We start from the raw sequence: 21989 nt of genomic DNA, 5'->3' as shown, positions 1-21989 counted from the left end.
GCCGTGCCGGCAAGCGGCTTACCGGCACGGCCGCAGCGATTATGCCACGTTATCGGCCGGTTTCGCCGTAACGGTTCAAACGCCGGAACTATTCCGACCGGACGTCTTGGCGACATCCGTTGCCGCCGGCAAGCCTCGCCCGATAAGACCTGCCAGCCGGACCAGCACCAGTTGCGGCGCTTGCGCCGCGAAGTTCGCAGCCTAGCCGCCCGCGCCCGCTACCCGCCGCAGAGGGTGCGATCCGTGCCGGATCAAGCCACCTCCTGCTCCGCCGCCCGGCGCTGGCCGTTCGGCAGCATGCCGTACAGTCCCAGTTTATGCCGCAGCACGTTGCGGCTGATATCCAGCATCCGCGCGGTCTGCACCTGGTTCTGTTCGCAGTATTCGAAAGCGGAACGGATTACCGTCTCTTCGATGATTTCGAATAACTTGGCCGGCGCCTGGTCGAACAGCCGCTGTAACGAAGTTTCCAGAGACACGGTCGATACCGCCTGGCTTTGCTCCGCTACCCGGACTCCGGACAATTTGAAGTCCTCCGGACGCAGGCAATTGCCGGGGCATACCAACAAGGCGCGGTGCACCGCGTTTTCCAGCTCGCGGATATTGCCCGGCCAATCGTAATTCAACAGCGCCAGTTCGGTGGCCGGCGACATTTTCACGTCGCCGTAACCGAGGCGGTCGGCATAAATTTTCAGGAAATGCCGGGTCAACGGCAGGATATCGCCCGGCCGCTCGCGCAGCGGCGCGAGATGGATCGCCGCGACGTTGAAGCGATAGTACAAGTCGGCGCGGAAATGTTGCGCGGCGACGGCTTCCTCCAGATTGACGTTGGTAGCGGCGATGATGCGGACATCGACCGGCACCGGGTGGCGCGATCCGACTTTGACCACCTCCCGTTCCTGCAACACCCGCAGCAACTTGGCCTGCAGGCCCAACGGCAAATCGCCGACCTCGTCCAGAAACAGGCTGCCTTTGTTCGCGGTTTCGAACCAACCCATTTTGGTCGCCAAGGCGCCGGTAAACGCGCCTTTTTCATGGCCGAACAATTCGCTTTCGATCAGATTTTCGCTCAACGCCGCGCAGTTCAACGCGCCGAACGCTTCCCGGCTGCGCCGGCTCAAGGCATGGATATGCCTGGCCACCAACTCCTTGCCGGTGCCGGTCTCACCGATGATCAGCACCGTGGCGTCGCTGGGCGCGATTCGCTCGATCTGCTCCAACAGGCGGCGGGAAACCGGGTCTTCGAATACCAATGCGCTTGCCCGCACCGACAGCGCCAACGAGCGCGATTGTTGTTCGTCAAAAGCCAATAAGGTCATAACATCCCCTTGATAACGGCGAATAACGATTTAGCCGCTAAGAATTCATACCGAATGGACGGTTTGGCCGAAAAGCCAACGCCCCCAATTACCAACAACTCCCTATTCGATCCGTCAAATCCCGAATGCGACGGACCTCGATCGATTTCAGGCTACCCTGCGCCGCACACTAAAACTGGCTGGACGATAACCGTTTGCCCGGAATAGCCAGCGGAGCGGAATCGCCAATCGAGCCCTGTTCCGCGCCGCTTACTAACGGTAGTGAATGTTACCGTTCCAGCCAGGCAGCGATGAAACGTTAAATTTCGAAAAGCTAATCGAATCTGCCGATAAGATTTCCGCGGTTTTTCCGGTTTACCTCATAACCGGGTTGAACCCGCCCAGCCTTCTTCACCCGCTGTTGCACTGCCAGCAGCCGGTAAACAGTCCCGATTCAAATCTGATGCCAGACGAACACGCCCAACCTGTCCACGCCAACTTGCAACGGGTTGGCGGGCAGCCTGTCAGCCATGCTTTTCCTATTGAGAATCATCGTGTTAGCAAACGCCGCCGCAGAATAACCAGCCAAACCATCCGGTTTGGCACAGCTTGTGCGATACAGCTCACAGTTGCCCCGAATTTCGAAGCGGATCTTGCATCCGCGCCACGAACAGCCGGGACGTTTTTTCTGAACGAGGAACCACGATGAGTACGCCTTTCGCAACAATCAAACATCTGGATGCCGAGAGCTGGACCGACGCCGAAATACCGTCATTGAAACCGGCGGCGAATTCGCTGTTGGATGGCTTGGCACATACCCCGCTGGCCAGCGCCTTGCAAAACTTCAAGTACCAGGGCAATACCCGCGACCACAAGCTAACGGACTTTCTGGCGATCGGCCTGATATCGGTCCTGGTACACACCACGCTGCTGGAACAATTCCAGGGCGCCTCGCTGGAACAGGAGTTCGTCGAACCGGTGAAAGAACCGCCCAAAGTGCAAATCACGCTGAGCCGGCCGCGCCCGGTCGTACCGCCGCCACCGGTCGTGCGCGAACCGCCCAAACCCAAAGTCGTGCCGTTGAAGCCGCCCAAGGTCAAACCCAAACCGGTGAAACAGGAGGCCGAACCGGCGCCGATTCCGGACCCGACGCCGGGCCCGGTCAGCGATTCCGCGCCGCCGGCCCCGCCTGCGCCACCGGCGCCGGTGGTCGAGGAAAAAATTACGCCGCCCACCGCCGGCGCCGACTATCTGCACAACCCGCCGCCGGAATATCCGGATATTGCCCAGGAACGCGGCTGGGAAGGCAAGGTGCTGATGAAGGTGCACGTCCAAGCCGACGGCAAACCCGACAACATCACGGTGATCAAAACCAGCGGCCAAAAAGTGCTGGACGACGCCGCGGTCAAGACCGTTTCCAAATGGTCGTTCGTACCCGCCAAACGCGGGGATACCCCGGTCGCCGGTTACGTGACCGTTCCGATTACTTTCAACTTATCTTGAGGTGTATACATGTCTGATATTGCAACCAACGTCATCGTCGATGGCACATTAAACACGCTGATCGGCGCCTCGGTCGTCACCTGGGCGCTGATTCTGGTCAAAGGAGTGCAACACCTGCGCATCTCCTACCACAACCGCAACTTCAGTAAACGCTTTTGGAGCGCCGCCGATATTCAGGCCGCGTCGCAATTGCCAGACCAGCACGGCCCGGCCGCCCGCGTCGCCGGCATCGGCTTCTCGACCTTGATCGAAACCGATAGCGGCGCCTCGACCCACGATCTGGAACATACCTGGGACCGCCAGGAATTGCTGGACCGCCGCCTGCGCCAGCAAATGCAGAAGGAGCGCGGCTCGTTGGAAAGCGGCCTGGCGGTATTGGCCACCATCGGCAGCATCTCGCCCTTCGTCGGCTTGTTCGGCACGGTCTGGGGCATCATGGGCGCGCTGACCAACATCAGTAAAAGCGGCTCAGCCAGCCTGGAAGTGGTGGCCGGCCCGATCGGCGAAGCCTTGATCGCCACCGCAGTCGGGATCGCGGTCGCGGTGCCCGCCGTCGTCGGCTACAACTTCTTTATCCGCCGTAACAAAGTGATCTGGGCCTTTCTCGACGACTTCGCCATCGACTTCGTGCATCTGGCGTTGAAACACGGCTTCGTCATCGAACGCTCCGGCAGCAAATCCGCCAATGCGGCGGCGGCACGCCTGACCGAAATCAGCGCGGCAAAAAAACCGGCACCGAAGCCGCTGCATGACGAACTGATCGCGAAGGAGGCGCACGCTTAATGGCTTTCAATACTAAAGACGACGGCGGCGACGACGTCATGGGCGAAATCAACGTCACGCCGCTGGTGGACGTAATGCTGGTGCTGTTGGTGGTATTCATCGTCACCGCCCCGCTGCTGACCAACGCGGTACATGTCAACCTGCCGAAAACCGCGGAAACCGCACCGCCGGAAGAAAAGGCCGCCACCTATCTGAGCGTGGATGCCCAAGGCAAGGTGTTTATCGACAAGCAGGAATTCGCCGTCGATGCCGTCGAAACCGAGTTGAAGAACCGCAAGGCGGCCGATCCGGAACTGGCGCTGAATCTGAACGCCGACGACGGCGTGCAATACGGCATCGTCGCCAAAGTGATGGCCGCCATCGAACGGGCCGGCGTCACCAAACTGGCCGTGCTGACCGCACCGTCCAACTAACCCAAGCCAACCCGGCCCGGCAACGAGCCGGGTTTAGTTGTTACCCAATCAAGGAGAACCCAATGGCGCGCAAAACCGCCGACGACTTCCATCCGGAAGCCCTGAAACTATTCGACCAGTACGTGCACGGCGACATTTCCCGGCGCGATTTTTTATCCTCGGTCCCCAAATACGCCCTGCTCGGCCTGACCGCCGAAGCCTTGCTGGAGGCGCTGAATCCGCGCTTCGCCGAAGCCAAACAAATCGCCGACAACGACCCGCGCGTCAAAACCAGTTATCTGGAGATTCCGTCGCCGCACGGTAACGGCAAAGTTCGCGGCTTGCTGGCTGAGCCGGCCAATGCCAAAGGCAAACTGCCCCTAGTGCTGGTAATCCACGAAAACCGCGGCCTGAATCCGCACATAGAAGATATCGCCCGCCGCCTGGCAGTCGACAATTTCATCGCTTTCGCCCCGGACGCGCTATACACGCTGGGCGGCTATCCGGGCGACGAAGACAAGGCCCGCGAATTATTCCAGAAGCTGGATAAAACCAAGACCCAAAACGATTTCCTGGCCGCGGCGCAAGCCCTGAAAAAATTGCCGGCCGGCAACGGCAAACTCGGCGCGGTGGGCTTTTGCTACGGCGGCGGGATCGTCAACTTCCTGGCGACGCGATTACCCGATCTGGCAGCCGGCGTACCGTTCTACGGCGCGCAGCCGCCGGCCGAAGAAGCCGCCAAAATCAAGGCGCCGCTGCTGATCCATTACGCGGGGGTCGACGACCGCATCAACGCCGGTTGGCCGGCCTACGAAGCGGCATTGCAAAAAGCCGGCGTCAATTACGAAGCCCATACCTATCCGGGCGTGCAACACGGCTTCAACAACGACACCACGCCGCGTTACGACGCCGCAACGGCCAAACTGGCTTGGGACCGAACCATAGCTTTCTTCAACGCTTATTTGCGCGACAGCTAACGCGCGGAGGTTAACCGTGAAAGTGGAAGTACATGTCTGGGATTGGCCGTTACGGCTGTTCCATTGGTTGTTGGTGGCGGCCGTGGTCGGCGCCTACTGGACCGGCAAAGTCGGCGGCGAATGGACCGACTGGCACGGCCGTTTCGGCAGCGCGGTACTGGGCTTGGTCGTGTTCCGGCTGGTCTGGGGCTTTGTCGGCAGCACCCACGCCCGCTTCGCCAATTTCTTTCCGACCTTTTCCCGAATCGCCGCCTACATCCGCGGCGAATGGCTCGGTGCCGGCCACAACCCGCTCGGCGCTCTGGCGGTATTTGCCTTGCTGGCGGTGTTGGCCATACTCGCCGGCACCGGCTTGTTCGCCAACGACGATATCGCCTTCGAAGGCCCGTTGTTCGATCTGATCGACAAGGATCTCAGCGACAAGCTCAGCGGCTGGCATTTGCGCAGCGTCAACGTGCTGCTGATCCTGGTCGGCATCCACGTCGCGGCAATTTTGTTTTACCAGCACGTGAAGAAAGCCGGCCTGATCGGCGCGATGCTGACCGGCAAAAAGCAGTTGCCCAGGTCGTTGGCCCCGGCGGACGCCAAACCGGCCGGACCGATCCGCTTGATCGCCAGCATCGCCGTGGCGCTGTCGGTGGTCTGGGGCGTTTGGGGCGGCGAACCGTTGCAGGCCCTGGCCAAACTGGCCGGTGTGCAGAACGTACAGGCCGGCAACAAACTCTGAGCAACCGCGGTTTGCCGGCCACCGGCCGCCGGCGAACCCGCTTGGCAAGCAACCCTGGCCGGACATTTTCATCAATAAAGGAGCAAACCCAATGAAAACCCAATTGGCAATCGCACTGGCGTTAGGCGCGGTTACGACGGCGGCCTTGGCCGGGCCGATCGAGGAACAAATCCGTTTCCGCCAGTCCGCCTATTCCTTCCTGGGCTGGAACACCGCGAAAATCAAAGCCCAAGCCGCCGACCACCCGGAAACCTTCAATAAAGACCAAGTCATCGCCGCCGCGAACGCGATTGCCGCGGTGGCCAATTCCAATTTACTGGAGCTATACGGCCCCGGCACCGACCAAGGCACCGGCTGGAAACCGACCCGCTTGAAACCGGAATACTTTCAAAAACAAGCCGAAGTAAAAGAGCTGGAAGCCACGTTCATTAAAGAAGCCAACGAATTGCAGAAAGTAGCCGAAGACGGCGACGTCGGCGAAATCAAGGCCCAATTCGGCAAACTCTCCGCCAGTTGCAAAGGCTGCCACGATTTGGTCAGAGTCCGCGAATAAGCCGTTTCGAAAAACGACGCAGCCACTCCAACCCAAAAGCCAACCGGTGGCTTGCCGCCGGTTGGCTTTTTTATGCCGGTAGCGCTGGTTTTGATAAAGGCGAATTGCTCACGCCGGTTCGGCGGGTAAAGTCGGTTGCCGATGTTGCTTTACCATTGGCGGTCCTTGCCGGCTGGCTCGACTTTACTAGCCACGAGGTTCTTACGACCCAAAGCCGCCCTTGAGCTTCAGCATCAGTCAATGTCTCGAGGGTGGCTTAAAGCAGTCGTTTAGCTCTAACTTGTGGTGGAAAGCGTACTGAGTTTCCGTAAATTCGATAACCCCAACAGACCGGTGCCGAATAACCAAGCTGCGGCTGGAAGCGGAACTGCCGCAACATCGCCGTCGCGGACGGCCCAGGCATACAATCGAGGTGATTGGAGGTTCTTAAACGAACTCCATTGGCTGCCGTCGTTAAAGTCGAACGTCCACGCGGTACTATTACCCAAGCCGAACAGATATTCTGTCCCGGCCCAATAGTATTGCTGGATATTGCCGAACAAGGCGTAATCGCTGTCGTGCTGGGTGCCGATCGGTTTCAAGGCCATGCCGCCCAGTTCCTCGTAAAACAAGTGTCCCATTTCGCTGCCCAGAATGCCGGTACCACCAGTCGAACCGCTAACGCCCACAGGCAAGCGCCAGTCGTCGTAACCACCGTAATTCAAGCTACCGGCCCAAGCCATCGCGCCGAACCAAGTCATGCCACCGCTACCGGCGTAGAAATCGGCGGCGGATAAGTTGTAAACGCCATCGTTACCGTCGTAGACATTCGGCTTGTTGAGCACGACGCCGTTGTTGGCGGCGATGATGCCTTGCACATAAGCGACGGTATCGCCGGACACATCGACCAGGGTTTTAAACAGATTGGCGTTCGCTACCCAGGTAATGTCGCGGTCGGTGTCGTAAACCATCGTGCCGTTGGCGCGGGATTCGAGGGCGGCTTGCACTGATAATGTTATAGAACCAAAATAAAGCAATTGTGGTTAATCGATATTTGTTAATTGGCATTTTCGTCCTCTCCTCTGCGGAAATGATTTATGAACTTGGTATGACTGTTCTCAAAAGTCTCTGCCCTATTTTACTCCCAGCGATTCAAGCTTATTATTCAAAGTCCCAGTGTTTTTCGACACAAAGCATCGCAACGCTCAAAAAACGTATTCGCGGCAGCCCTACAGGTTTCTACTGCTCCATAGTAGGCACATTGGAAATTAGTACACTGTGTGCCACACATCCCGCTAACGCATTTGGTGGTAATAGATCTTGCGGTGGGATTTTGATCTTCCTTATCAGTCGCGTATTTTGAGTGGGGGCGTTCGGCGTCCGGATATGTAGTAAGATAATAACCCCAGGAGTTATCGCTTGGAATGCTGCATTGCGGATTTGTCGGAGCCTGTAATTCATTAAAATCCTCAGAAAGGGGATTTGCAAAACAATTCTTGATCGCTTCTGCACCCGACGCCTCCCAAGCAGCATTGCCATGGGAGTAAGCATCTTGTAATGTGTGCATCCACCGACCGATTTCCTTAATAGCCCCAGCCCGGTCTCCTACCCTTGCTTGGTTAATAGCGTAGTTAAACGTATGCTGGTAATAGTTATAGCATTTAGTAAACGCGTCCATATGAGACTGTCCATCTAATCGATCACAATGTTTTTTTGGCTCGTAATTGCGATTTCCGAGGTAATTACCCGGCGTATCTCGCCAGTCTATACTTTCGGCAGATACTGCAAGTTCGTTGGCGATTGGAAACAGCCCCGTTTGCTGTACGCATTCCTTGGTGATTGAACCGTGATTTCCATCACCAGCCTTAGATATGGTGGCAACGTCGAATGCAGTAACTCTTTCCGAAAATAGAGCAAAAATTACAATTACGATAAAATTCAACTTGATAATAGTACAACAAAGCAATTTATTAACCATTTTGTTATCCTCTTTATCTAAATATCCTTAGATGAAGTGAGCAGGCGCCCGCGTAATATGAAACTCAGAACACTGGGTTTCATGTCGTTTAAACCAAACTACGGCCTTCTTCGTATGATTACAGTTATTAGAATTGGGTTGGTGCATGGTTAACTTGCGGAGCGTAAGTCCTCTTCACATCCACTTTCTGTAAGCTGAATAACTAGTGTCGTACGTGTGATAATTGCTCGAATCATCTGGCCTTCTTCATCTTTATCCGGGCTACAGTCAAAGTCGTGGTCGTTATCGAAACGAATGCCATTTTCGTTCTTGAACGATACATACCAATGATCGGTATTGGCGTTGATACCGGTTCGATAAATTACTTCCCAAGGCCCAGCCTCTTCATTAGGATTCAATTGTACAATCAATTGAATCCAGTCGCCGTATCCATTGCAATGCTGGAATTGGACGTCACGAATTATTGACCCGTAACTGTTAATAAGCGTTATCATGCACTTTCTTTCAGTGGACATAGTTTTTCCTCATTATGGACACAGCTATTATTCAAGAGCGAATAATCGTTATTAACCAAAAAATCAAATGTATTTTGAATTCGCTGTTTGGTTTTTAGAACTTTGAAAGCCGACCAAGCCAATAGTCTTTCTATTAACCAATGCAGCCACTCCAATACCCATTAAATACAAAAGAAAAATATTGGGTTCAGGAACGGAGTTAACGCCATCAGATGTTATTCCCATTGTTCCTCTTGCAATATTAAAATTGCTTCTCTCCCTTATTTCGGAAGTCGATGACATTGAAACGTTGATTCCATTTGCGCTTGCACCTCCTAATAACAATAATCCATTAACATTATTAAATTGAAGCCATGCTTTGGTCGGCGTAACCAAACTAATATCAGAGTCAAACCACAGATCGGCGGAAACGCCAATTGCTGGTATAAGATTCATTAAGTCACCAGCACTCCAAGAAACTCCGGCGAAGTTGATATTGCTGCTGATTATCCCAGAGGAAGAATAACCATACCATTCATGCGTGGTAATAAGCCCACCTAATGAAGTGCCACTGGCAAAATATTGAGAGTTTGTATCTAGCGCGGTATCGTAAGTAATCTGATAATTGAACGGCACAATGCCAGACTGGCCAAATACCGTGTTTCCTGCCGTATCATAAGTACCTAAAAAATTTAGCGTAACACTGGCCGAATATACCGGAGGTGACATAAATAAAGCAAGAAAACATATTGCGAGTTGATTTTGTTTTACGGATTCACAAAAAGTCATACTATCCTCCGAACGTTATAATTTTTCTAAACCATAACGAAATTATGAATTTCGTTATGGGCTTTAAGCATGCTGAAAACTCTAACCATTTGGTGAATTAACCGCCTCCCCCAAATGCAGGATGACAAGCCGATAAAATCTTGTTAGCCACCAAAGACCTACGCTAGAATCGGTTCGCGCAACACATCCTTCGCAACCCGATAATACGAACAACAAAGGGGGCGGTATGAGCATCGAGACCGAGTACGACAAATTGGTGGGGCTGATTTACGAAGCGGCCCTGGAACCTGAACGCTGGCAGGCGGTTTTATTGGGCTTTTCCGACTGGTTTGGCGCGGCCGGCACCACGTTGTGGGTGCACGATTTTGCTAGCCGGGGTGTGCATACCGAGCTCGGCGGCGAGAGCTTCCGCTTTGTGCGCTTCGATCCCGCTTATCTTGCCAGTTACGCCGACTATTACACACTGACCAACGTCTGGACCGAAAACGAAGCGCTGTTGCGGGAAGGCGCGGTAGTCACGTCGTCAATGCTCTACGACGACAACCGTTTGCCGGAAACCGAGTACTTCGGCGACTGGCTGCGACCGCAAAATTTGTTCTATTCCCTGGGCGGGATTGTCGCCAAAAACGGCACGCTCGCCGTTAAACTTGCCGCGTTGCGTGCTAAATACAAAGGCCCCTATACCAACGAAGACCTGAGTTGGTACGCTCGCCTGCTACCGCATCTAAAACGCGCCTGCGAACTGAACCAGCGCCTGGCCGGCGAGCGGTTGGCGTTCGAAAACCAGCAAACGGTCAACGGCACCGCTCAAGCCGTGTCGGGTTTGTGTATTTTGGGCTTGTCGGCCAACGGTCGCTTGATTTACGTTAATCAGCGCGGCGAATCCTGGTTGCGCGAGGGCAATTGTCTGACCTTGCACCACGGCGGCCTGCACGCCTTGGATGCCGACAAGGACGCTGTTTTACAAGCGGCGTTGAGAAATGCGGTAAGCAGCCGCAAGCCGCAACACCTCAATCTGGGTGCGGGCAACGGTTACGCCCATTGCTGTCTGACGGTGATTCCGGCTCCGAGTTTGGGCAATCCCTTGCTGCACGAACAGCAAGTGGCCTTAATCGTGTTGATAGCGGCCAACGCGCAGCAACGGGTGGCGACGGCACGGCAATTGATTGAACTGTTCGGGCTGACGGCGGCGGAAGCGCGGTTTGCCCGTGCTTTGGCGCAAGGCGAGGACGTCGATACTTACGCCAACGCCGAGGGTTTGAAAAAATCCACGGTACGCAGCCATTTGAAAACGGCGATGGAAAAAACCGGCACCAATTCGCAACGGGATTTATTGCGGCTGGTGTTGTCGGTGCCGGCGATTAGGGATAAAGCGAACATGTAGAAGGCTTCTGACATACCACACAACTGTGACCAACAAGCCACTTGTGTTTTCATGAGGAAAAATTTCGGCGTCGAATACCTGCTCAAGACCAAATTCCAGACATTCGAAATAGATAATTTTAAGGGCACTGAAAGACAGCAAATGGCCGGGTCGAGCCGACGACAATGCAAAGTTGCTTGCCAAAAAGCGGTCGTTCGCTGACGTGAGCGACGAGAAATTAGGCGAGCATCGTCACCGACCGGTTTTGGCCGATACCCGCCCCACTAACCGAAACATCGCGTGAATAGAACCAAGCAAAACGCTAGCCGATCAATCAGCAGTCGTTCCGCGAACCAACCCAATAAATGCCGGGTCAGCCAGTGGTGCATTGCGGAGGTATATTAGCCGCGACAGGATAAACAAGATGCGGGGTATCCGGCCCCGCCGGAGCGATAAACAGCCATCGCCCAGCGAGCAACGACCGTTGGCATAAGGCCGGCGAGCGGCCGCCGAGAAATGTTACTGCTCGGTTTTCGGCAGATTGGCGTCGTTTAGCAAGCGGTCGTTGCCGGCGCCGGCGGCCTCCGCTTCGCCCTCTTGCACCGCTTTGCGGAAGCCCTTGATCGCATCGCCCAAATCTGAACCGACGTCTTTCAGACGCTTGGTGCCGAATACCAGTACCACAATTGCCAGCACTACCAATAAGTGCGGAACGCTAAAACCCATGTCGAATCTCCCATCCAGTTATATCGATTGAGGCGGCATGTCGCCGCCGGCTAATAAGGCCAAGCCGCCGGCGGCAGCCTGGCTGGTTGAATTTAATCCGCCGCTTCGGTTGCCAGCGTTGCCGGCACCGGCCCGGCCGCCCGGACCTTAGCGGTACGGCGTTTTTTCGGGGCGAAGGTCTTTTTCAGCCGTTTCCAGCCGATTACCAGCGAACTGGCGCCCAACACCACACCGAACCCGACCCAGGTCAGCATCCACACGTCCCAAATCGGCCGGTAATACAGCCAACCAAAGTCCCAGTGGTGCAGGCCGGAATACAACCAGCGGTAAAGCCGGCGGCTGCTGTCCAGTTTGGCCAATATGCGGCCGTCTTGCGGATCGAGGTAAACCCGCGTGCCGGCCTTATCTTGGAATTGCGCCAACACTACCGGCAGCGGCTTGTCCACCTGGGTTTGATGGTGGCGCGGGTAGTAATAGCTGTCGTAGTCGTCCAACACCGTCAACTCGACCGAGTCACCGGCACCGTCCAGGCGTTGCAACGCGGCGGCCAGGGTGGCTTCGCTGAAGCGCGGACCGACACCGTCGGGGGTTTGCGGCAGCCGTTGACCGTCGCGGGCGTTGGCCAGCAATACCGTGTCGTTACCGAGGCGGCGCCAGTTGATTTCGACGATATCGGTCCGCCGCGCAGTCTCGGGTAACGGGCCGGGCCGCCAGTCGAACATCACAGTCGGTAACTCGCCGCCCAGGTAACGACTGGCTTCGGCCTTGGCAACCGTGCCTTCCGAGAACAATTTACCGGGATTGGTATCGATGAAACCGCTCACTGCCCAACCCAGCATAAAGCTGCCGCCGATCAAGCCGGTCCAGAAATGCCATTTGAACCAGAATTCCCGGTAGGGTTGGGTTCGGCCTTGGGAATAGGTCGGCTTGCCGCCGAATCCCGGCCGCCAACGCAGCCAGCCGATGATCAGGCCGGTGATGCAGGCGATCGTCGCCGCCAAACCGGACCACAATTGCACGTCGTGGCGGATATGGCCGAGGCCGATCGCTTCCAGCGGTTTGAACAGGTGTATCCAATTGCCGACCCAATACAAGCCGCGATTGAACCGGGTCGAGGCGTGCAACACCTCGCCGGTCCGCGCCGAAATCAGCAATTCTTCGCCGCCGTCGCCGGCTATTTTGTGGAACGGCCGCAACGCACCCTGGTTACGCAGAATGATCGGACTGTCGACGCTTTCCAGATAACTCAACTTGACGTCCCGCTCCGGCTGTTCGGCTGCAAACCAGTGTCGGGCAATTTGCAGTGCCTGTTCGGCGGAGATTTCGCGCAAGGTTCCGTCTACGGCCGAGAACGCAAACCGGTTGCCCTGGGTATCTTCTATCAACCACAGAGGGTCGCCAGCCGCGCGTACCAGCCGCGCATCGGCAATGTTAACCGGCAATTCCTCGGCGGTTTTGGCTTTGGCCGTGGCAGTGCCGGCCTCGCCGCCCGCTGCTGCCGCGGCTTTCAACTTGGCGACCGCCGCCTTGCGCGGCCCGACGCTGTTGGCCCAGACTTCGCCCAGACTCAGCCAGCCCGACTGCGGTTGCAGCGTTTCCGCATGCGCCAGTTGTTGCGCCTTGGTCTGCGTCATCGGCGTCGTATACATAATGGACAGGCCGGACACGAACCAGACGAACATAAACAACGCCAATACCACGCCCAGCCAACGGTGGGTTTCGTATAGCAACCAATTCAACGACTTCTTCATACTGCCTCGCTTATTTGCTTTATCGAAAAATTTCGCCGCCGGCTGCGGCGAAGCGCTGCGGCGGTCGGGTCAGAGGCCGGCTGAACGACATCCTTGTCCAAGGGGGTTGGTGCGCTTCCAGCTCCGGCCTCTGACCGGACGGCCCGACGCCGGCGTTTGGCTCAAGACCGGGCGTTTGCCGCGGCGGCCTTGACGATCTCCAGCGCCTTGGCCACATTCTCGGCCGGCTTCAAATCGCCGACCTTGCCCAGCACCTTGCCGTCCGCGCCGACCACAAACGTGGTGCGGGCGATCGAACCATGGTCGACGACGGTCCCGCGGCTATCCAAGCGACCGACGGTGGATTGGTCCACCGCCAAACCGTAAGCGTTGGCGATTTTGCCGTCCGGGTCGGAGGCCACCGGAAATTTGCCGGCACAGGTGTTCGGGTCGGCGGAAAATTGGTTCAGCCGCTCGATACCGTCCAGCGAGACGCCGACGATGGAGGCGCCGGCCGCGGTAAATTCGGCGTAATGTTCGGCAAAGGCCCGAGCCTGCACGCTGCAACCGCGGCCGAACGCCGTCGGATAGAAATACACCACGACCGGGCCTTTCGCCCGAGCCTGGCGCAGCGAGTAATGCAGCGGTTTGCCGGCATACGAAGCCTGAGCGTCGATATCCGGTGCGAAATCGTGTAGTTCCAAATCGGCCAGGGCCGAAAACGCCGCCGTCAAACACAACAGGCTGGCGCCGATAAAGCGTTTCATGTCCACTCCGTAAAAAGGATGGGCGGGATGCGTCGGCCTAGCCATGGCCTACAATCCCGACACATAGTCGACCAAGGCCTCGATCTCGTCGTCGGCCAGGGCTTTGGCTACTTTGTTCATCACCGCCTCCGTACTATTCTTGCGTTCGCCCAGTTTCCAATTCAGCAATTGCCGGCGCAGATACAATTTGTTCTGGCCGCCGATCACCGGATATACCACCCCGTTTTCCAATCTGCCCTTGCCGTTCCTGCCGTGGCAGGATTCGCAGGACGGCAGTTCCCGGGCCGGATCGCCGCTTTCGAACAAACTCTGCGCGCGCGGGTTCTCATGCTCCATCCGGCCGTGCATGGTCGGCTGCCCGGCGAAATAGGCGGCGATATCCGCCATATCCGCCGGCGTCAAATCGGCGGCCATTTTCACCATGATTTCGTGCCGGCGCGCCCCGCTTTGAAAATCCTGCAACTGTTTGACCAGATATGCGGCAAATTGCCCGGCATGTTTCGGAATCCGCGAATCTTCGGCGTTACCGTCGTGGCCGTGGCATTCCTGGCAACGTTCGCTGTCGGATTTGAGCTTGCCTGCCACCGGATCGCCGGCCCCGGCGTGCTGTGCCGCGGCTTCGGTAGCGCCGTCCGCCGCCAGACCGGGAGCGGCGGCAATCATTGCCAGAGTGCCCAGCGCCAGCCAGGCCCGCTTCCGCCAACACCGTCCTGTACGGCGCCGGCTGCCAACGGCAGACGCCGATTTAGCGCGGCGAACCACCCGCACCCTTGGTAAATAAGCCACCACCGGTTACGGTTTGTGCTCGGCCAGGATCTTTACCACCTCCAAGGCCTTGGCAACGTTTTCCTCGGGTTTCAGGCCGCCGAAACTGGCCGCGATCTTGCCATCCGGCCCGACCACGAAGGTGGTGCGTTCGGCAAAGCCGTGGCCGATTTCGGCGCCGCGCGTATCCTGTTTGCCGGGCGCCGCTTCGCGTACCGACACGTCGTAGGACCGAGCAATGCTGCCGTCGGCATCGGACGCGACCGGAAACTTGCTCGCGCAATAATTCGGATCGGCCGAGAAGTCGTTCAAACGCTCTATGCTGTCCAGCGAGACACCGACGATGGAGGCGCCGGCGGCGGCGAATTTATCGTGGTTTACGGCAAAGGTATGCGCCTGCAGATTGCAGCCGCCGGTATAGGCCGACGGGTAGAAATAGACCACGACCGGACCGTTCCGCAGCGTGTCTTTTAACGAATACGCAAACGCCTTGCCGGCCAAAGAAGCCTGTGCCGAAAAATCCGGCGCCGGATGGCCCTCCGGCAACGCCGCCAGCACCGGCAAGGAAACGGCGAACGGCAACAGCGCCTTGAATACGGTTTTTTTCATCGGTTCAACCTTGTTTACAACGGTTTATATTTATCGTGGCAGGCGCCGCGACATTGTTTGGAAAAGTCGTTCGCAGCCACGGCGGCGCCATCCAGGTCGCCGGCAGCCAAAGCGCTTTGTATCGATTGCGCCTTGCCTTGGTATTCCTGCGAGTTATGTACCGCGTCCGGCGCATCGCCCCGTTTCTGGAAAAAGCCCTCGACCAGTTTGAACTGCTCCTGCAACTCCTTGGCCTGGGTCGCGGCGGTCGCCGCATCCTTGGCGGCGATATTGTTTTGCACGCTTTGAATTTTGGTTTCGACATCGTTCATCAACTCTTCGAAATCGAATTCGGCTTCGGCGTATACCCCACCGCAAATCAAGCTCAGGGCCAGGGCAAAAGCCCACTTTTGGGTTCCCATGCTAAAAATCAGTCTCCTCGTTAATCCTCGAAAAAAATCCGCAACCCGGATTCGGTTTATTTAGGTAAATGCAATGCATGTGCCAGCTTGTGCAAAAAACTCGAATTAGCGCCCGGCCCTATTAACCGTTGTTTTAACGGGATTTTTACCGGGCTTGCCCGGCACATCGCCACACCCGAACTGCCTGCGAGACGGCACCTGGTGGCTGGCCAACATCCCGGCAGCACCCCCTGTTGCTGCGCTAGCAAATGCGAACCGCAACTGAAAATGCGCAAGCGGCCGCCAATACGGCAAAAAAAAAGCGGGCAAGACTTTCGCCTTGCCCGCCCAGTGTCTAACACCACGAGTACGGAGATATCTATAGATCGATTTGCCGGCTCCCCGCGCCGGCAGGCGTCTTACTTTTCAACTGCGCGTCCCTGGGCAACCGTTCCGTCGTTTGCCGGCGGCGCGACCGAGGTTCAAGGAGATAATCCCGCGGCCGCCGCTTGCTTCCCTGCCCAGCGATGAAAAATTTAAAGTCAAAACCCGATAAACCCTGCAATGCCGGGTTATTTGGCCCGCGTCGAGATGCCGCGGGACAACAGCGGAATTTTATAGGCCGATCCGCGGCCGACCACATACAGCACGTTCTTGTTCGGACCGGAGAACGCCAGATTTTGCGGTTTCTTCGGGATCGGAATCACTCCCAGCGCATCGCCTTTGTCGCTGAAAATTTCGACACCGGCATTCGAAGCCACGTACAAACGGCCTTCGTCGTCCAGCGCCAGACCGTCGGCCCCGCCGGACCACTTGCCGTCCTCGCCTTGTTGCCAGCCGGCCAGTTTGGCGAAATTACGCCGATTCTGGATCGTGCCGTCGGCGGCGATATCGTAGGCCAGCACGTGCTCGCCGGCCGTATTGGCGAGGTAAAGCACCTTCTCGTCCTTGCTCAATTGAATCCCGTTCGGCCGTTCGATGTCGTTGGCCAGTTGCTTCAATTCGCCGCCCGGACTGATGTAATACACGCCGGGGCGACTGGGCGGCGGGTTAGGGTTGTCCTTACTGGGCCGGGTGCCGCTATCGGTGAAATAAATCGCGCCGTTATTGGCACGCACCAGATCGTTGGGGCGCTGGAACGGCGTACCTTGATAGTCGGCGGCCAGCGTCTGTTTTTTATCGGCCGGGTAAACCACGCCGACTTGGGTTTTCAGGGTCTGCACCGCAACGATACTGCCGTCCGGCGCCAAGGCCAGGCCGTTGGCGCCGTTGGATTTGTCCAAAAAGGTCGAGACCGTATCGTCCGGCGCAATCCGGATAATCTTGTTGGCGTTGGTTTCGGTAAACAGCAAACTGCCGTCGCTGTATCCGAGCGGCCCTTCCGTGCCGTTGAAGCCGTCCCTGATTTCGTCGACCAGCACGCCGCCGGCCGCCACTCCAAGAATAGGCGGCGTATAAACATTTTCGGTTCCCGCAGCCGCCGAACTCAGCAGCGCGCCGATACTGAACGCCAGCAAACGCTTGGCTAACATATTCGTCTCCTCTTTCCTGCTTAAAACGTGTCGGTAAATTCGTTATCGAAACGGCCCTCACCTCCCCGGTCCGACCGGGAAGATGAGGCACGCGCCGCAGAGCTGTTACGCGATCAGCTCTTTGATCACCTTGCCGTACACCACGGTCGGACGCTCGGAGCGGCCGTTGTGGAAGTAAGTGGTTTTCAGATGGTCCAGGCCCATCAGTTGCAACACCGTAGCATGCAGGTCGTAGGTATCGACCGCTTTGCTCTTGTCGGCGACCTGCAAACCGATTTCGTCGGTCTCGCCGTGGGTGTAACCGGCATTGACGCCGCCGCCGGCCAGCCATTGGGTGTAACCCCAAGGGTTGTGGTCGCGGCCGTTGCCGCTTTGGCCGTAGGAGGTGCGGCCGAACTCGGAGGTCCACACCACCAGCGTGGTATCGAGCAGCCCTCTTTGTTTCAGGTCGGTCAACAGGCCGGCAATCGGTTTGTCCACCGCATAGGCGTGTTTCTTGTGGTTTTCCTCCAAGTGGGTATGGCCGTCCCAGTTGCGGCTGTCGCCGGCCACTTCCTGCGGGCCGGAAATGACCTGGATGAAACGCACGCCGCGTTCGACCAAGCGCCGCGCCCGCAGCAACACTTCGCCGTAGCTTTTGCTGCCTTCGTCGTTAATGCCATAGAGGGCTTTGGTTGCATCGGATTCCTTTTTCAGATCGACGGCTTCCGGTGCGGTGCGCTGCATCCGGTCGGCCAATTCGTAAGCCTGCAAGCGGGCTTCCAGTTCCGAATCGCCGGGATATCTGGCGTCTTCCAGTTCGTTCAAGCGCTTCAACAAATCCAGGGTTTTGCGCTGTTCGGAGGCCGAAGTCAACTCCGGGCGCTCCAGATACAGAATCGGCGATTCGCCGGGACGGAACGCGGTGCCCTGGTACACGGCCGGCAAGAAACCGGAGCTCCAGTTGATCGAACCGCCGGTCGGTTCCTTCTTGTCGTTGTACAACACGACATAGGCCGGCAAATCCGGATTGGCGGTGCCCAATGCGTATTTGATCCAGGCGCCTAGCGACGGCCGGCCCGGATTCAAGTCGCCGGTGTTCAGTTTCAGAATCGAAATGTTATGGGTCGCGCCTATCGTCACGCTGGACTTGATGAAGGCCAGCTCGTCGGCGTGTTGCGCCAGATTCGGCAACAGGTCGGAGAACCAGGCGCCGCTTTGGCCGTATTGCTTCCAGGTACGGTTGGTGGCGAACAATTTACCGGTACCGCCGCGCACCCCTTCCTTGATGCCTTCCATGAACGATTTCGGAATATCCTGGCCATGCATTTTCACCAATTGCGGTTTGTAATCGTACAGGTCGATGGTGGACGGCGCGCCGTCCATATGCAGCCAGATCACCGATTTCACTTTCGGCGCGAAATGCGGCGCTTTCGGCGCCAGCGGGTCGACGATACCGGCGCCGGCGGCCAGCTCGGAAGCCATCGCGCCGGAAAATCCGTTCAATCCGGGCAGCATGCCGCTCAACGCCAGACCGCCCAGGCCGTAACCGCTCTTGATTAAAAAGTCTCTACGAGATTTGTTGTTCATTGTCTGTTTCCTAATATTCAGTAAGTGTTCGCTTAGAAGCGGTAGACGAATTCGTTGGAGTTCGCCACTGCGTGCACCAGGTCGACGAAGGCCGACGAACGCACCGGGTCCAGTTTCTCCGCATCCTTCACGCCGACCGGCACGCTGGCGGTGAATTTGCCTTCCGCAACTTTCTGCTTGATCACTTTTTCCTGCTCTTCCAGGAAACCTTCCAGGGTTTCTTTCTCCTCGTCGGTCGGGCTGCGGGCGAACAGAATCTGGTACAGGCGTTCCAATTGGTCGGATTCGTCGGCGCCGGCTTCGTTGATTACGCGCCCGGCCAGGGACTGCGACCAACCGAATACGGTATCGCTGTTGAACAGGGCCAACGATTGCAACGGCGTCGTCGTCACGTCGCGCTTGCTGTGGACTTGCTGCGCGGAGGCCATGTCGAAGGTATCCAGCATCGGATACGGCACGCTGCGTTTGGTGAACACGTACAGGCTTCTGCGGTTGGTTTCCTTGGTTGTCTTGTCGACCGGCCATTTATCGCCGGCATTCAAACCTTTAGGGACTTCCGGGAATACCGGCGGTCCGCCGACGGTATCTTCCAGCTTCGCCGCGGCCACCAGCAACGAATCGCGGATTTGCTCGGCTTCCAGGCGTTGGCGCGGGAATACGGCCAGTAACTTGTTGTCCGGATCGGCTTTGGCCACGTCTTCACGCGGTTTGGAGTCCTGGCGGTAGACGCTGGACAGCAGGATTTCCTTATGCAGTTTTTTCACGCTCCAATTTTGTTTGATGAAATTGGACGCCAGATAATCCAGCAATTCCGGGTTGGTCGGTTTGGTGCCGGCTTTACCGAAGTCGCTGACGGTTTCGACGATGCCTTTGCCGAAATACTGGCCCCACACCCGGTTCACGAACACTCTAGCGGTCAACGGGTTGGTCGGGCTGGCGATCCATTTCGCCAACGCGGCGCGGCGGCCGGACGATACGGCGGTCGGCTTGATGTCCGGTTGCTCGCTGGAAATTGCGGCCGGGAAGCCGGGTTGCACTTCCTCCAACGGTTTATCGAACTGGCCGGCGAAGCGGATGTGAGTCGGCGGTTGCTGCGGATGGCCCAGCTCCGACACCGCGGAGATGTAGACGGAACCTTTAACGGGCTTCAATTTTTCCCATTTTTTCAGTTCTTTATTGATTTCCTTAAACTCTTGGGCTTTTTTCTCGTAGCTCGGATCGTAGCTGTAGGCGCCTTTAGCCGAGTTATCCTGATAGAAGGCCAACGCCGCCGCCGCTTCGTCTTCGTTGGAATCGTAACGGTGGTTGATCCAGCGATCTTCCGGGGTCCATTGGCTTTCCGGCTTGTTCAGCGCGGCCTGGGTAGCCAGCGAGAACCGCTCGTAGTTGTATTTCCGCGCCTTGTCCTTGACCGGATCGATCAATGCCTGGCGTTTGGCCTTGATTTCCTTGACCGCCTCTTCCCATTTGGCGTTGGCTTTCACCCATTCTTGTTCGGTTTCGCCTTTGACCGGCACCGGAATCTTGTCCACCGCATTGACGTTGGCGAAGAACGATTGCAGTTGGTAATACTCCTTCATCGAAATCTTGTCGAACTTATGGTTGTGGCAACGGGCGCAACCCACGGTTTGCGCCAGAAACACTTCGCCGACGGTATCGGTGATATCGGTCTGGTTCTGGAATTTTTTCTGGACCAGGTCGCGCGAGTTGCTGTCGTCGGGATAGCTTCTAATGAAGCCGGTGGCGATCAACGCATCGGTATTGCCCGGAAACAGTTCGTCGCCGGCCAATTGTTCCTGTACGAACTGTGCATACGGCTTGTCTTCGTTGAACGACTTGACGACGTAATCGCGGTAACGCCACATATTGTCGCGGTTTTCGTCGTTGGTGAATCCGGAGCTGTCGGCATAGCGGGCCAAATCCAGCCAGCGCCGCGCCTGACGCTCGCCGTATTTCGGCGACGCCAGCAAACGGTCGGCCAGTTTTTCGTAAGCGTTGTCGGATTTGTCGTTGACGAAGGCTTCGACTTCCTCCGGAGTCGGAATCACGCCCCAAGCGTCCAGCGTCGCCCGGCGAATGAAGGCGGCGCGCTCGACTTCCGGCGACGGCGCCAATTCTTTAGCCTCTAACGGCGCCAACACAAAAGCGTCGATCGGGGTTCTGACCCAATCCTTGTTTTTGACGGCTGGCGCTTCCGGCGATTTCAGCGGCTGGTAGGCCCAATGTTTCGACTTCGAAGCGCCGGACTCGGCAGCGCCGGCTTCGGCCTTGGCCGGCTCGGCGGCTTTTTCTTCTGCCGCGAATGCTTGGCTGGGTAACGCTAACGTCACCCCCCAAAGCAGCGCGGAAACCAATTTCAACCTCATAAGATTCCTCCAAAATTTAACAATGTCGCTTCGGCTCCGCACCGGCCGGAAAACTTGGCGTTTTCCGGTCTCTGCCGGGACGGATGCCGCTTGGGTTTCTTCAATCCTTAATTATTTTTTCGGTTCCGGCGGCACGATCTTGGCCAGCTTGCCGCCTTCTTCCTCGTAGTTTTGGGCGCCGACTGCACCGACCACCTTGAAGCCTTTGCTTGCCAACAAATCGGCCGCGGCGCCGGCTCTACCGGCATGGTTGGAAACGGTGACGATGCTTCTGTCCTTAGGAATGAAACCCAGGCTGTTCTCGATTTCGCTGGCTTGAATGCTCAAATACACCGGAAACCCGCCTTTGGCCGTCAATTCGTCCGGCCGGCGTACGTCGATAATGGTTAATTGCTCCGGCTTGGCCAGCAATTGGTCGAATTGGGCACGATTCAATTTCGGCGTTTTATATTTGTATTCGGCCGCGGCTGGCGCCTCCGGCTTTTTTTCATGATGGTCGTGGCTTGCCGCAAACGCGACCGGACCGTTAAGCAACAAGGCCAAAATCGCAAGCTGGATGGTTTTATTCATGTTCTGTTTCTTCCTAATTTATAAATTTCCCGCGCTGACGCACGATTGAACGATTGCTACGCTTTAGAAATTGCAACTTGCGTGCCACGAAAACCGCAAACCGCCGCCCGAAAGATATTTTTATTAGTCATTGATTTAT

At 56.9% G+C, this 21989-nt stretch carries 24 protein-coding genes; 9 read left to right on the top strand and 15 right to left on the bottom strand.

From position 1 onward, the window contains the following. Positions 1–205: hypothetical protein (locus NP603_RS12580; protein ID WP_256611230.1), on the top strand; the 205-nt coding region annotated here is incomplete at its 5' end. Between the two features lie 46 nt (positions 206–251). Here the strand turns inward: NP603_RS12580 and NP603_RS12575 are convergent. Further along, complete coding sequence (locus NP603_RS12575; RefSeq protein ID WP_054763655.1) at positions 252–1319, bottom strand: sigma-54 interaction domain-containing protein; 1068 nt, start codon at positions 1317–1319, stop codon at positions 252–254. A gap of 265 nt (positions 1320–1584) precedes the next feature. Here NP603_RS12575 and NP603_RS12570 point away from each other — a divergent pair, with 265 nt between their 5' ends. From NP603_RS12570 to NP603_RS12540, 7 genes are all read left to right on the top strand, one after another. After that, a complete protein-coding gene (locus tag NP603_RS12570; RefSeq protein ID WP_256611229.1) occupies positions 1585–2007 on the top strand; it encodes a hypothetical protein in 423 nt (140 codons plus the stop codon). After that, on the top strand, positions 2004–2801 hold the full coding sequence (locus NP603_RS12565) for an energy transducer TonB (RefSeq protein WP_256611228.1): 798 nt from the start codon (positions 2004–2006) through the stop codon (positions 2799–2801). The genes NP603_RS12570 and NP603_RS12565 overlap by 4 nt, the downstream gene beginning before the upstream one ends. Positions 2802–2810: 9 nt before the next feature. Continuing rightward, positions 2811–3584 carry a MotA/TolQ/ExbB proton channel family protein gene (locus NP603_RS12560; protein ID WP_256611227.1) on the top strand — a complete coding sequence of 258 codons (774 nt, stop codon included), beginning with the start codon at positions 2811–2813 and terminating at the stop codon, positions 3582–3584. Further along, positions 3584–3997 carry an ExbD/TolR family protein gene (locus NP603_RS12555; RefSeq protein ID WP_054763817.1) on the top strand — a complete coding sequence of 138 codons (414 nt, stop codon included), beginning with the start codon at positions 3584–3586 and terminating at the stop codon, positions 3995–3997. The genes NP603_RS12560 and NP603_RS12555 overlap by 1 nt, the downstream gene beginning before the upstream one ends. Before the next feature lie 62 nt (positions 3998–4059). Next, complete coding sequence (locus NP603_RS12550) at positions 4060–4953, top strand: dienelactone hydrolase family protein (protein ID WP_256611226.1); 894 nt, start codon at positions 4060–4062, stop codon at positions 4951–4953. Positions 4954–4969: 16 nt separating this feature from the next. Continuing rightward, complete coding sequence (locus NP603_RS12545) at positions 4970–5680, top strand: cytochrome b/b6 domain-containing protein (protein ID WP_256611225.1); 711 nt, start codon at positions 4970–4972, stop codon at positions 5678–5680. Positions 5681–5771: 91 nt separating this feature from the next. Beyond that, complete coding sequence (locus tag NP603_RS12540; protein WP_064024338.1) at positions 5772–6233, top strand: c-type cytochrome; 462 nt, start codon at positions 5772–5774, stop codon at positions 6231–6233. Positions 6234–6508: 275 nt separating this feature from the next. On the opposite strand, the gene NP603_RS12535 is transcribed toward NP603_RS12540, so the two are convergent. From NP603_RS12535 to NP603_RS12520, 4 genes are all read right to left on the bottom strand, one after another. Then, positions 6509–7219 (bottom strand): Lcl C-terminal domain-containing protein, encoded by a 711-nt coding sequence (locus tag NP603_RS12535; RefSeq protein WP_256611224.1) that lies wholly within the window; start codon positions 7217–7219, stop codon positions 6509–6511. A gap of 158 nt (positions 7220–7377) precedes the next feature. Beyond that, the gene (locus NP603_RS12530) at positions 7378–8190 is read right to left on the bottom strand and encodes a hypothetical protein (RefSeq protein WP_256611223.1); all 813 of its coding nucleotides are present in this window, start codon (positions 8188–8190) and stop codon (positions 7378–7380) included. Between the two features lie 149 nt (positions 8191–8339). Next, the gene (locus tag NP603_RS12525; RefSeq protein ID WP_256611222.1) at positions 8340–8705 is read right to left on the bottom strand and encodes a hypothetical protein; all 366 of its coding nucleotides are present in this window, start codon (positions 8703–8705) and stop codon (positions 8340–8342) included. Between the two features lie 63 nt (positions 8706–8768). Next, positions 8769–9473, bottom strand: coding sequence for a hypothetical protein (locus NP603_RS12520; RefSeq protein ID WP_256611221.1), 705 nt, complete (start codon positions 9471–9473; stop codon positions 8769–8771). A gap of 226 nt (positions 9474–9699) precedes the next feature. Between NP603_RS12520 and NP603_RS12515 the strand changes: the two genes are divergently transcribed. Next, positions 9700–10857: a helix-turn-helix transcriptional regulator gene (locus tag NP603_RS12515; RefSeq protein WP_256611220.1), complete on the top strand. Its 1158-nt coding sequence runs from the start codon at positions 9700–9702 to the stop codon at positions 10855–10857. A gap of 498 nt (positions 10858–11355) precedes the next feature. On the opposite strand, the gene tatA is transcribed toward NP603_RS12515, so the two are convergent. The 10 genes from tatA to NP603_RS12465 all read right to left on the bottom strand — a co-directional run bounded on the left by tatA (position 11356) and on the right by NP603_RS12465 (position 21850). Continuing rightward, positions 11356–11562 carry a twin-arginine translocase TatA/TatE family subunit gene (gene tatA, locus NP603_RS12510; RefSeq protein ID WP_256611219.1) on the bottom strand — a complete coding sequence of 69 codons (207 nt, stop codon included), beginning with the start codon at positions 11560–11562 and terminating at the stop codon, positions 11356–11358. A 92-nt stretch (positions 11563–11654) separates the two neighbouring features. Beyond that, positions 11655–13313, bottom strand: a complete 1659-nt coding sequence (locus NP603_RS12505; protein WP_256611218.1) for a PepSY domain-containing protein — start codon at positions 13311–13313, stop codon at positions 11655–11657. 161 nt (positions 13314–13474) lie between these two features. Next, positions 13475–14059, bottom strand: a complete 585-nt coding sequence (locus NP603_RS12500) for a peroxiredoxin (protein ID WP_256611217.1) — start codon at positions 14057–14059, stop codon at positions 13475–13477. Positions 14060–14107: 48 nt separating this feature from the next. Beyond that, positions 14108–14722: a c-type cytochrome gene (locus NP603_RS12495; RefSeq protein WP_256611216.1), complete on the bottom strand. Its 615-nt coding sequence runs from the start codon at positions 14720–14722 to the stop codon at positions 14108–14110. 129 nt (positions 14723–14851) lie between these two features. Continuing rightward, entirely contained in the window at positions 14852–15433 is a 582-nt protein-coding gene (locus tag NP603_RS12490; RefSeq protein ID WP_256611215.1) for a peroxiredoxin, read from the bottom strand. A 14-nt stretch (positions 15434–15447) separates the two neighbouring features. Continuing rightward, positions 15448–15834, bottom strand: a complete 387-nt coding sequence (locus tag NP603_RS12485; protein WP_256611214.1) for a hypothetical protein — start codon at positions 15832–15834, stop codon at positions 15448–15450. Positions 15835–16385: 551 nt separating this feature from the next. Then, a complete protein-coding gene (locus NP603_RS12480) occupies positions 16386–17345 on the bottom strand; it encodes an SMP-30/gluconolactonase/LRE family protein (RefSeq protein ID WP_256611213.1) in 960 nt (319 codons plus the stop codon). Positions 17346–17450: 105 nt separating this feature from the next. Further along, on the bottom strand, positions 17451–18914 hold the full coding sequence (locus NP603_RS12475) for a DUF1501 domain-containing protein (RefSeq protein ID WP_256611212.1): 1464 nt from the start codon (positions 18912–18914) through the stop codon (positions 17451–17453). A gap of 32 nt (positions 18915–18946) precedes the next feature. Continuing rightward, positions 18947–21280 carry a DUF1549 and DUF1553 domain-containing protein gene (locus tag NP603_RS12470; RefSeq protein ID WP_256611211.1) on the bottom strand — a complete coding sequence of 778 codons (2334 nt, stop codon included), beginning with the start codon at positions 21278–21280 and terminating at the stop codon, positions 18947–18949. Between the two features lie 111 nt (positions 21281–21391). Continuing rightward, on the bottom strand, positions 21392–21850 hold the full coding sequence (locus NP603_RS12465) for a rhodanese-like domain-containing protein (protein WP_256611210.1): 459 nt from the start codon (positions 21848–21850) through the stop codon (positions 21392–21394). Positions 21851–21989 lie beyond the last annotated feature (139 nt).

The sequence above is a fragment of the Methylomonas aurea genome, from assembly GCF_024505045.1.
GTDB lineage: Bacteria > Pseudomonadota > Gammaproteobacteria > Methylococcales > Methylomonadaceae > Methylomonas > Methylomonas aurea.
This window is presented reverse-complemented; position numbering and strand designations above follow the sequence as displayed.

What these genes read in the sequence shown, in the direction of transcription:
- NP603_RS12465 (WP_256611210.1), bottom strand. Translation starts at nt 21,850, where the DNA reads ATGAATAAAACCATCCAGCTTGCGATTTTGGCCTTGTTGCTTAACGGT.
- NP603_RS12550 (WP_256611226.1), top strand. Translation starts at nt 4,060, where the DNA reads ATGGCGCGCAAAACCGCCGACGACTTCCATCCGGAAGCCCTGAAACTA.
- NP603_RS12475 (WP_256611212.1), bottom strand. Translation starts at nt 18,914, where the DNA reads ATGAACAACAAATCTCGTAGAGACTTTTTAATCAAGAGCGGTTACGGC.
- NP603_RS12500 (WP_256611217.1), bottom strand. Translation starts at nt 14,059, where the DNA reads ATGAAACGCTTTATCGGCGCCAGCCTGTTGTGTTTGACGGCGGCGTTT.
- tatA (WP_256611219.1), bottom strand. Translation starts at nt 11,562, where the DNA reads ATGGGTTTTAGCGTTCCGCACTTATTGGTAGTGCTGGCAATTGTGGTA.
- NP603_RS12495 (WP_256611216.1), bottom strand. Translation starts at nt 14,722, where the DNA reads ATGATTGCCGCCGCTCCCGGTCTGGCGGCGGACGGCGCTACCGAAGCC.
- NP603_RS12555 (WP_054763817.1), top strand. Translation starts at nt 3,584, where the DNA reads ATGGCTTTCAATACTAAAGACGACGGCGGCGACGACGTCATGGGCGAA.
- NP603_RS12520 (WP_256611221.1), bottom strand. Translation starts at nt 9,473, where the DNA reads ATGACTTTTTGTGAATCCGTAAAACAAAATCAACTCGCAATATGTTTT.
- NP603_RS12470 (WP_256611211.1), bottom strand. Translation starts at nt 21,280, where the DNA reads ATGAGGTTGAAATTGGTTTCCGCGCTGCTTTGGGGGGTGACGTTAGCG.
- NP603_RS12540 (WP_064024338.1), top strand. Translation starts at nt 5,772, where the DNA reads ATGAAAACCCAATTGGCAATCGCACTGGCGTTAGGCGCGGTTACGACG.
- NP603_RS12490 (WP_256611215.1), bottom strand. Translation starts at nt 15,433, where the DNA reads ATGAAAAAAACCGTATTCAAGGCGCTGTTGCCGTTCGCCGTTTCCTTG.
- NP603_RS12565 (WP_256611228.1), top strand. Translation starts at nt 2,004, where the DNA reads ATGAGTACGCCTTTCGCAACAATCAAACATCTGGATGCCGAGAGCTGG.
- NP603_RS12570 (WP_256611229.1), top strand. Translation starts at nt 1,585, where the DNA reads ATGTTACCGTTCCAGCCAGGCAGCGATGAAACGTTAAATTTCGAAAAG.
- NP603_RS12530 (WP_256611223.1), bottom strand. Translation starts at nt 8,190, where the DNA reads ATGGTTAATAAATTGCTTTGTTGTACTATTATCAAGTTGAATTTTATC.
- NP603_RS12575 (WP_054763655.1), bottom strand. Translation starts at nt 1,319, where the DNA reads ATGACCTTATTGGCTTTTGACGAACAACAATCGCGCTCGTTGGCGCTG.
- NP603_RS12560 (WP_256611227.1), top strand. Translation starts at nt 2,811, where the DNA reads ATGTCTGATATTGCAACCAACGTCATCGTCGATGGCACATTAAACACG.
- NP603_RS12505 (WP_256611218.1), bottom strand. Translation starts at nt 13,313, where the DNA reads ATGAAGAAGTCGTTGAATTGGTTGCTATACGAAACCCACCGTTGGCTG.
- NP603_RS12480 (WP_256611213.1), bottom strand. Translation starts at nt 17,345, where the DNA reads ATGTTAGCCAAGCGTTTGCTGGCGTTCAGTATCGGCGCGCTGCTGAGT.
- NP603_RS12515 (WP_256611220.1), top strand. Translation starts at nt 9,700, where the DNA reads ATGAGCATCGAGACCGAGTACGACAAATTGGTGGGGCTGATTTACGAA.
- NP603_RS12525 (WP_256611222.1), bottom strand. Translation starts at nt 8,705, where the DNA reads ATGTCCACTGAAAGAAAGTGCATGATAACGCTTATTAACAGTTACGGG.
- NP603_RS12485 (WP_256611214.1), bottom strand. Translation starts at nt 15,834, where the DNA reads ATGGGAACCCAAAAGTGGGCTTTTGCCCTGGCCCTGAGCTTGATTTGC.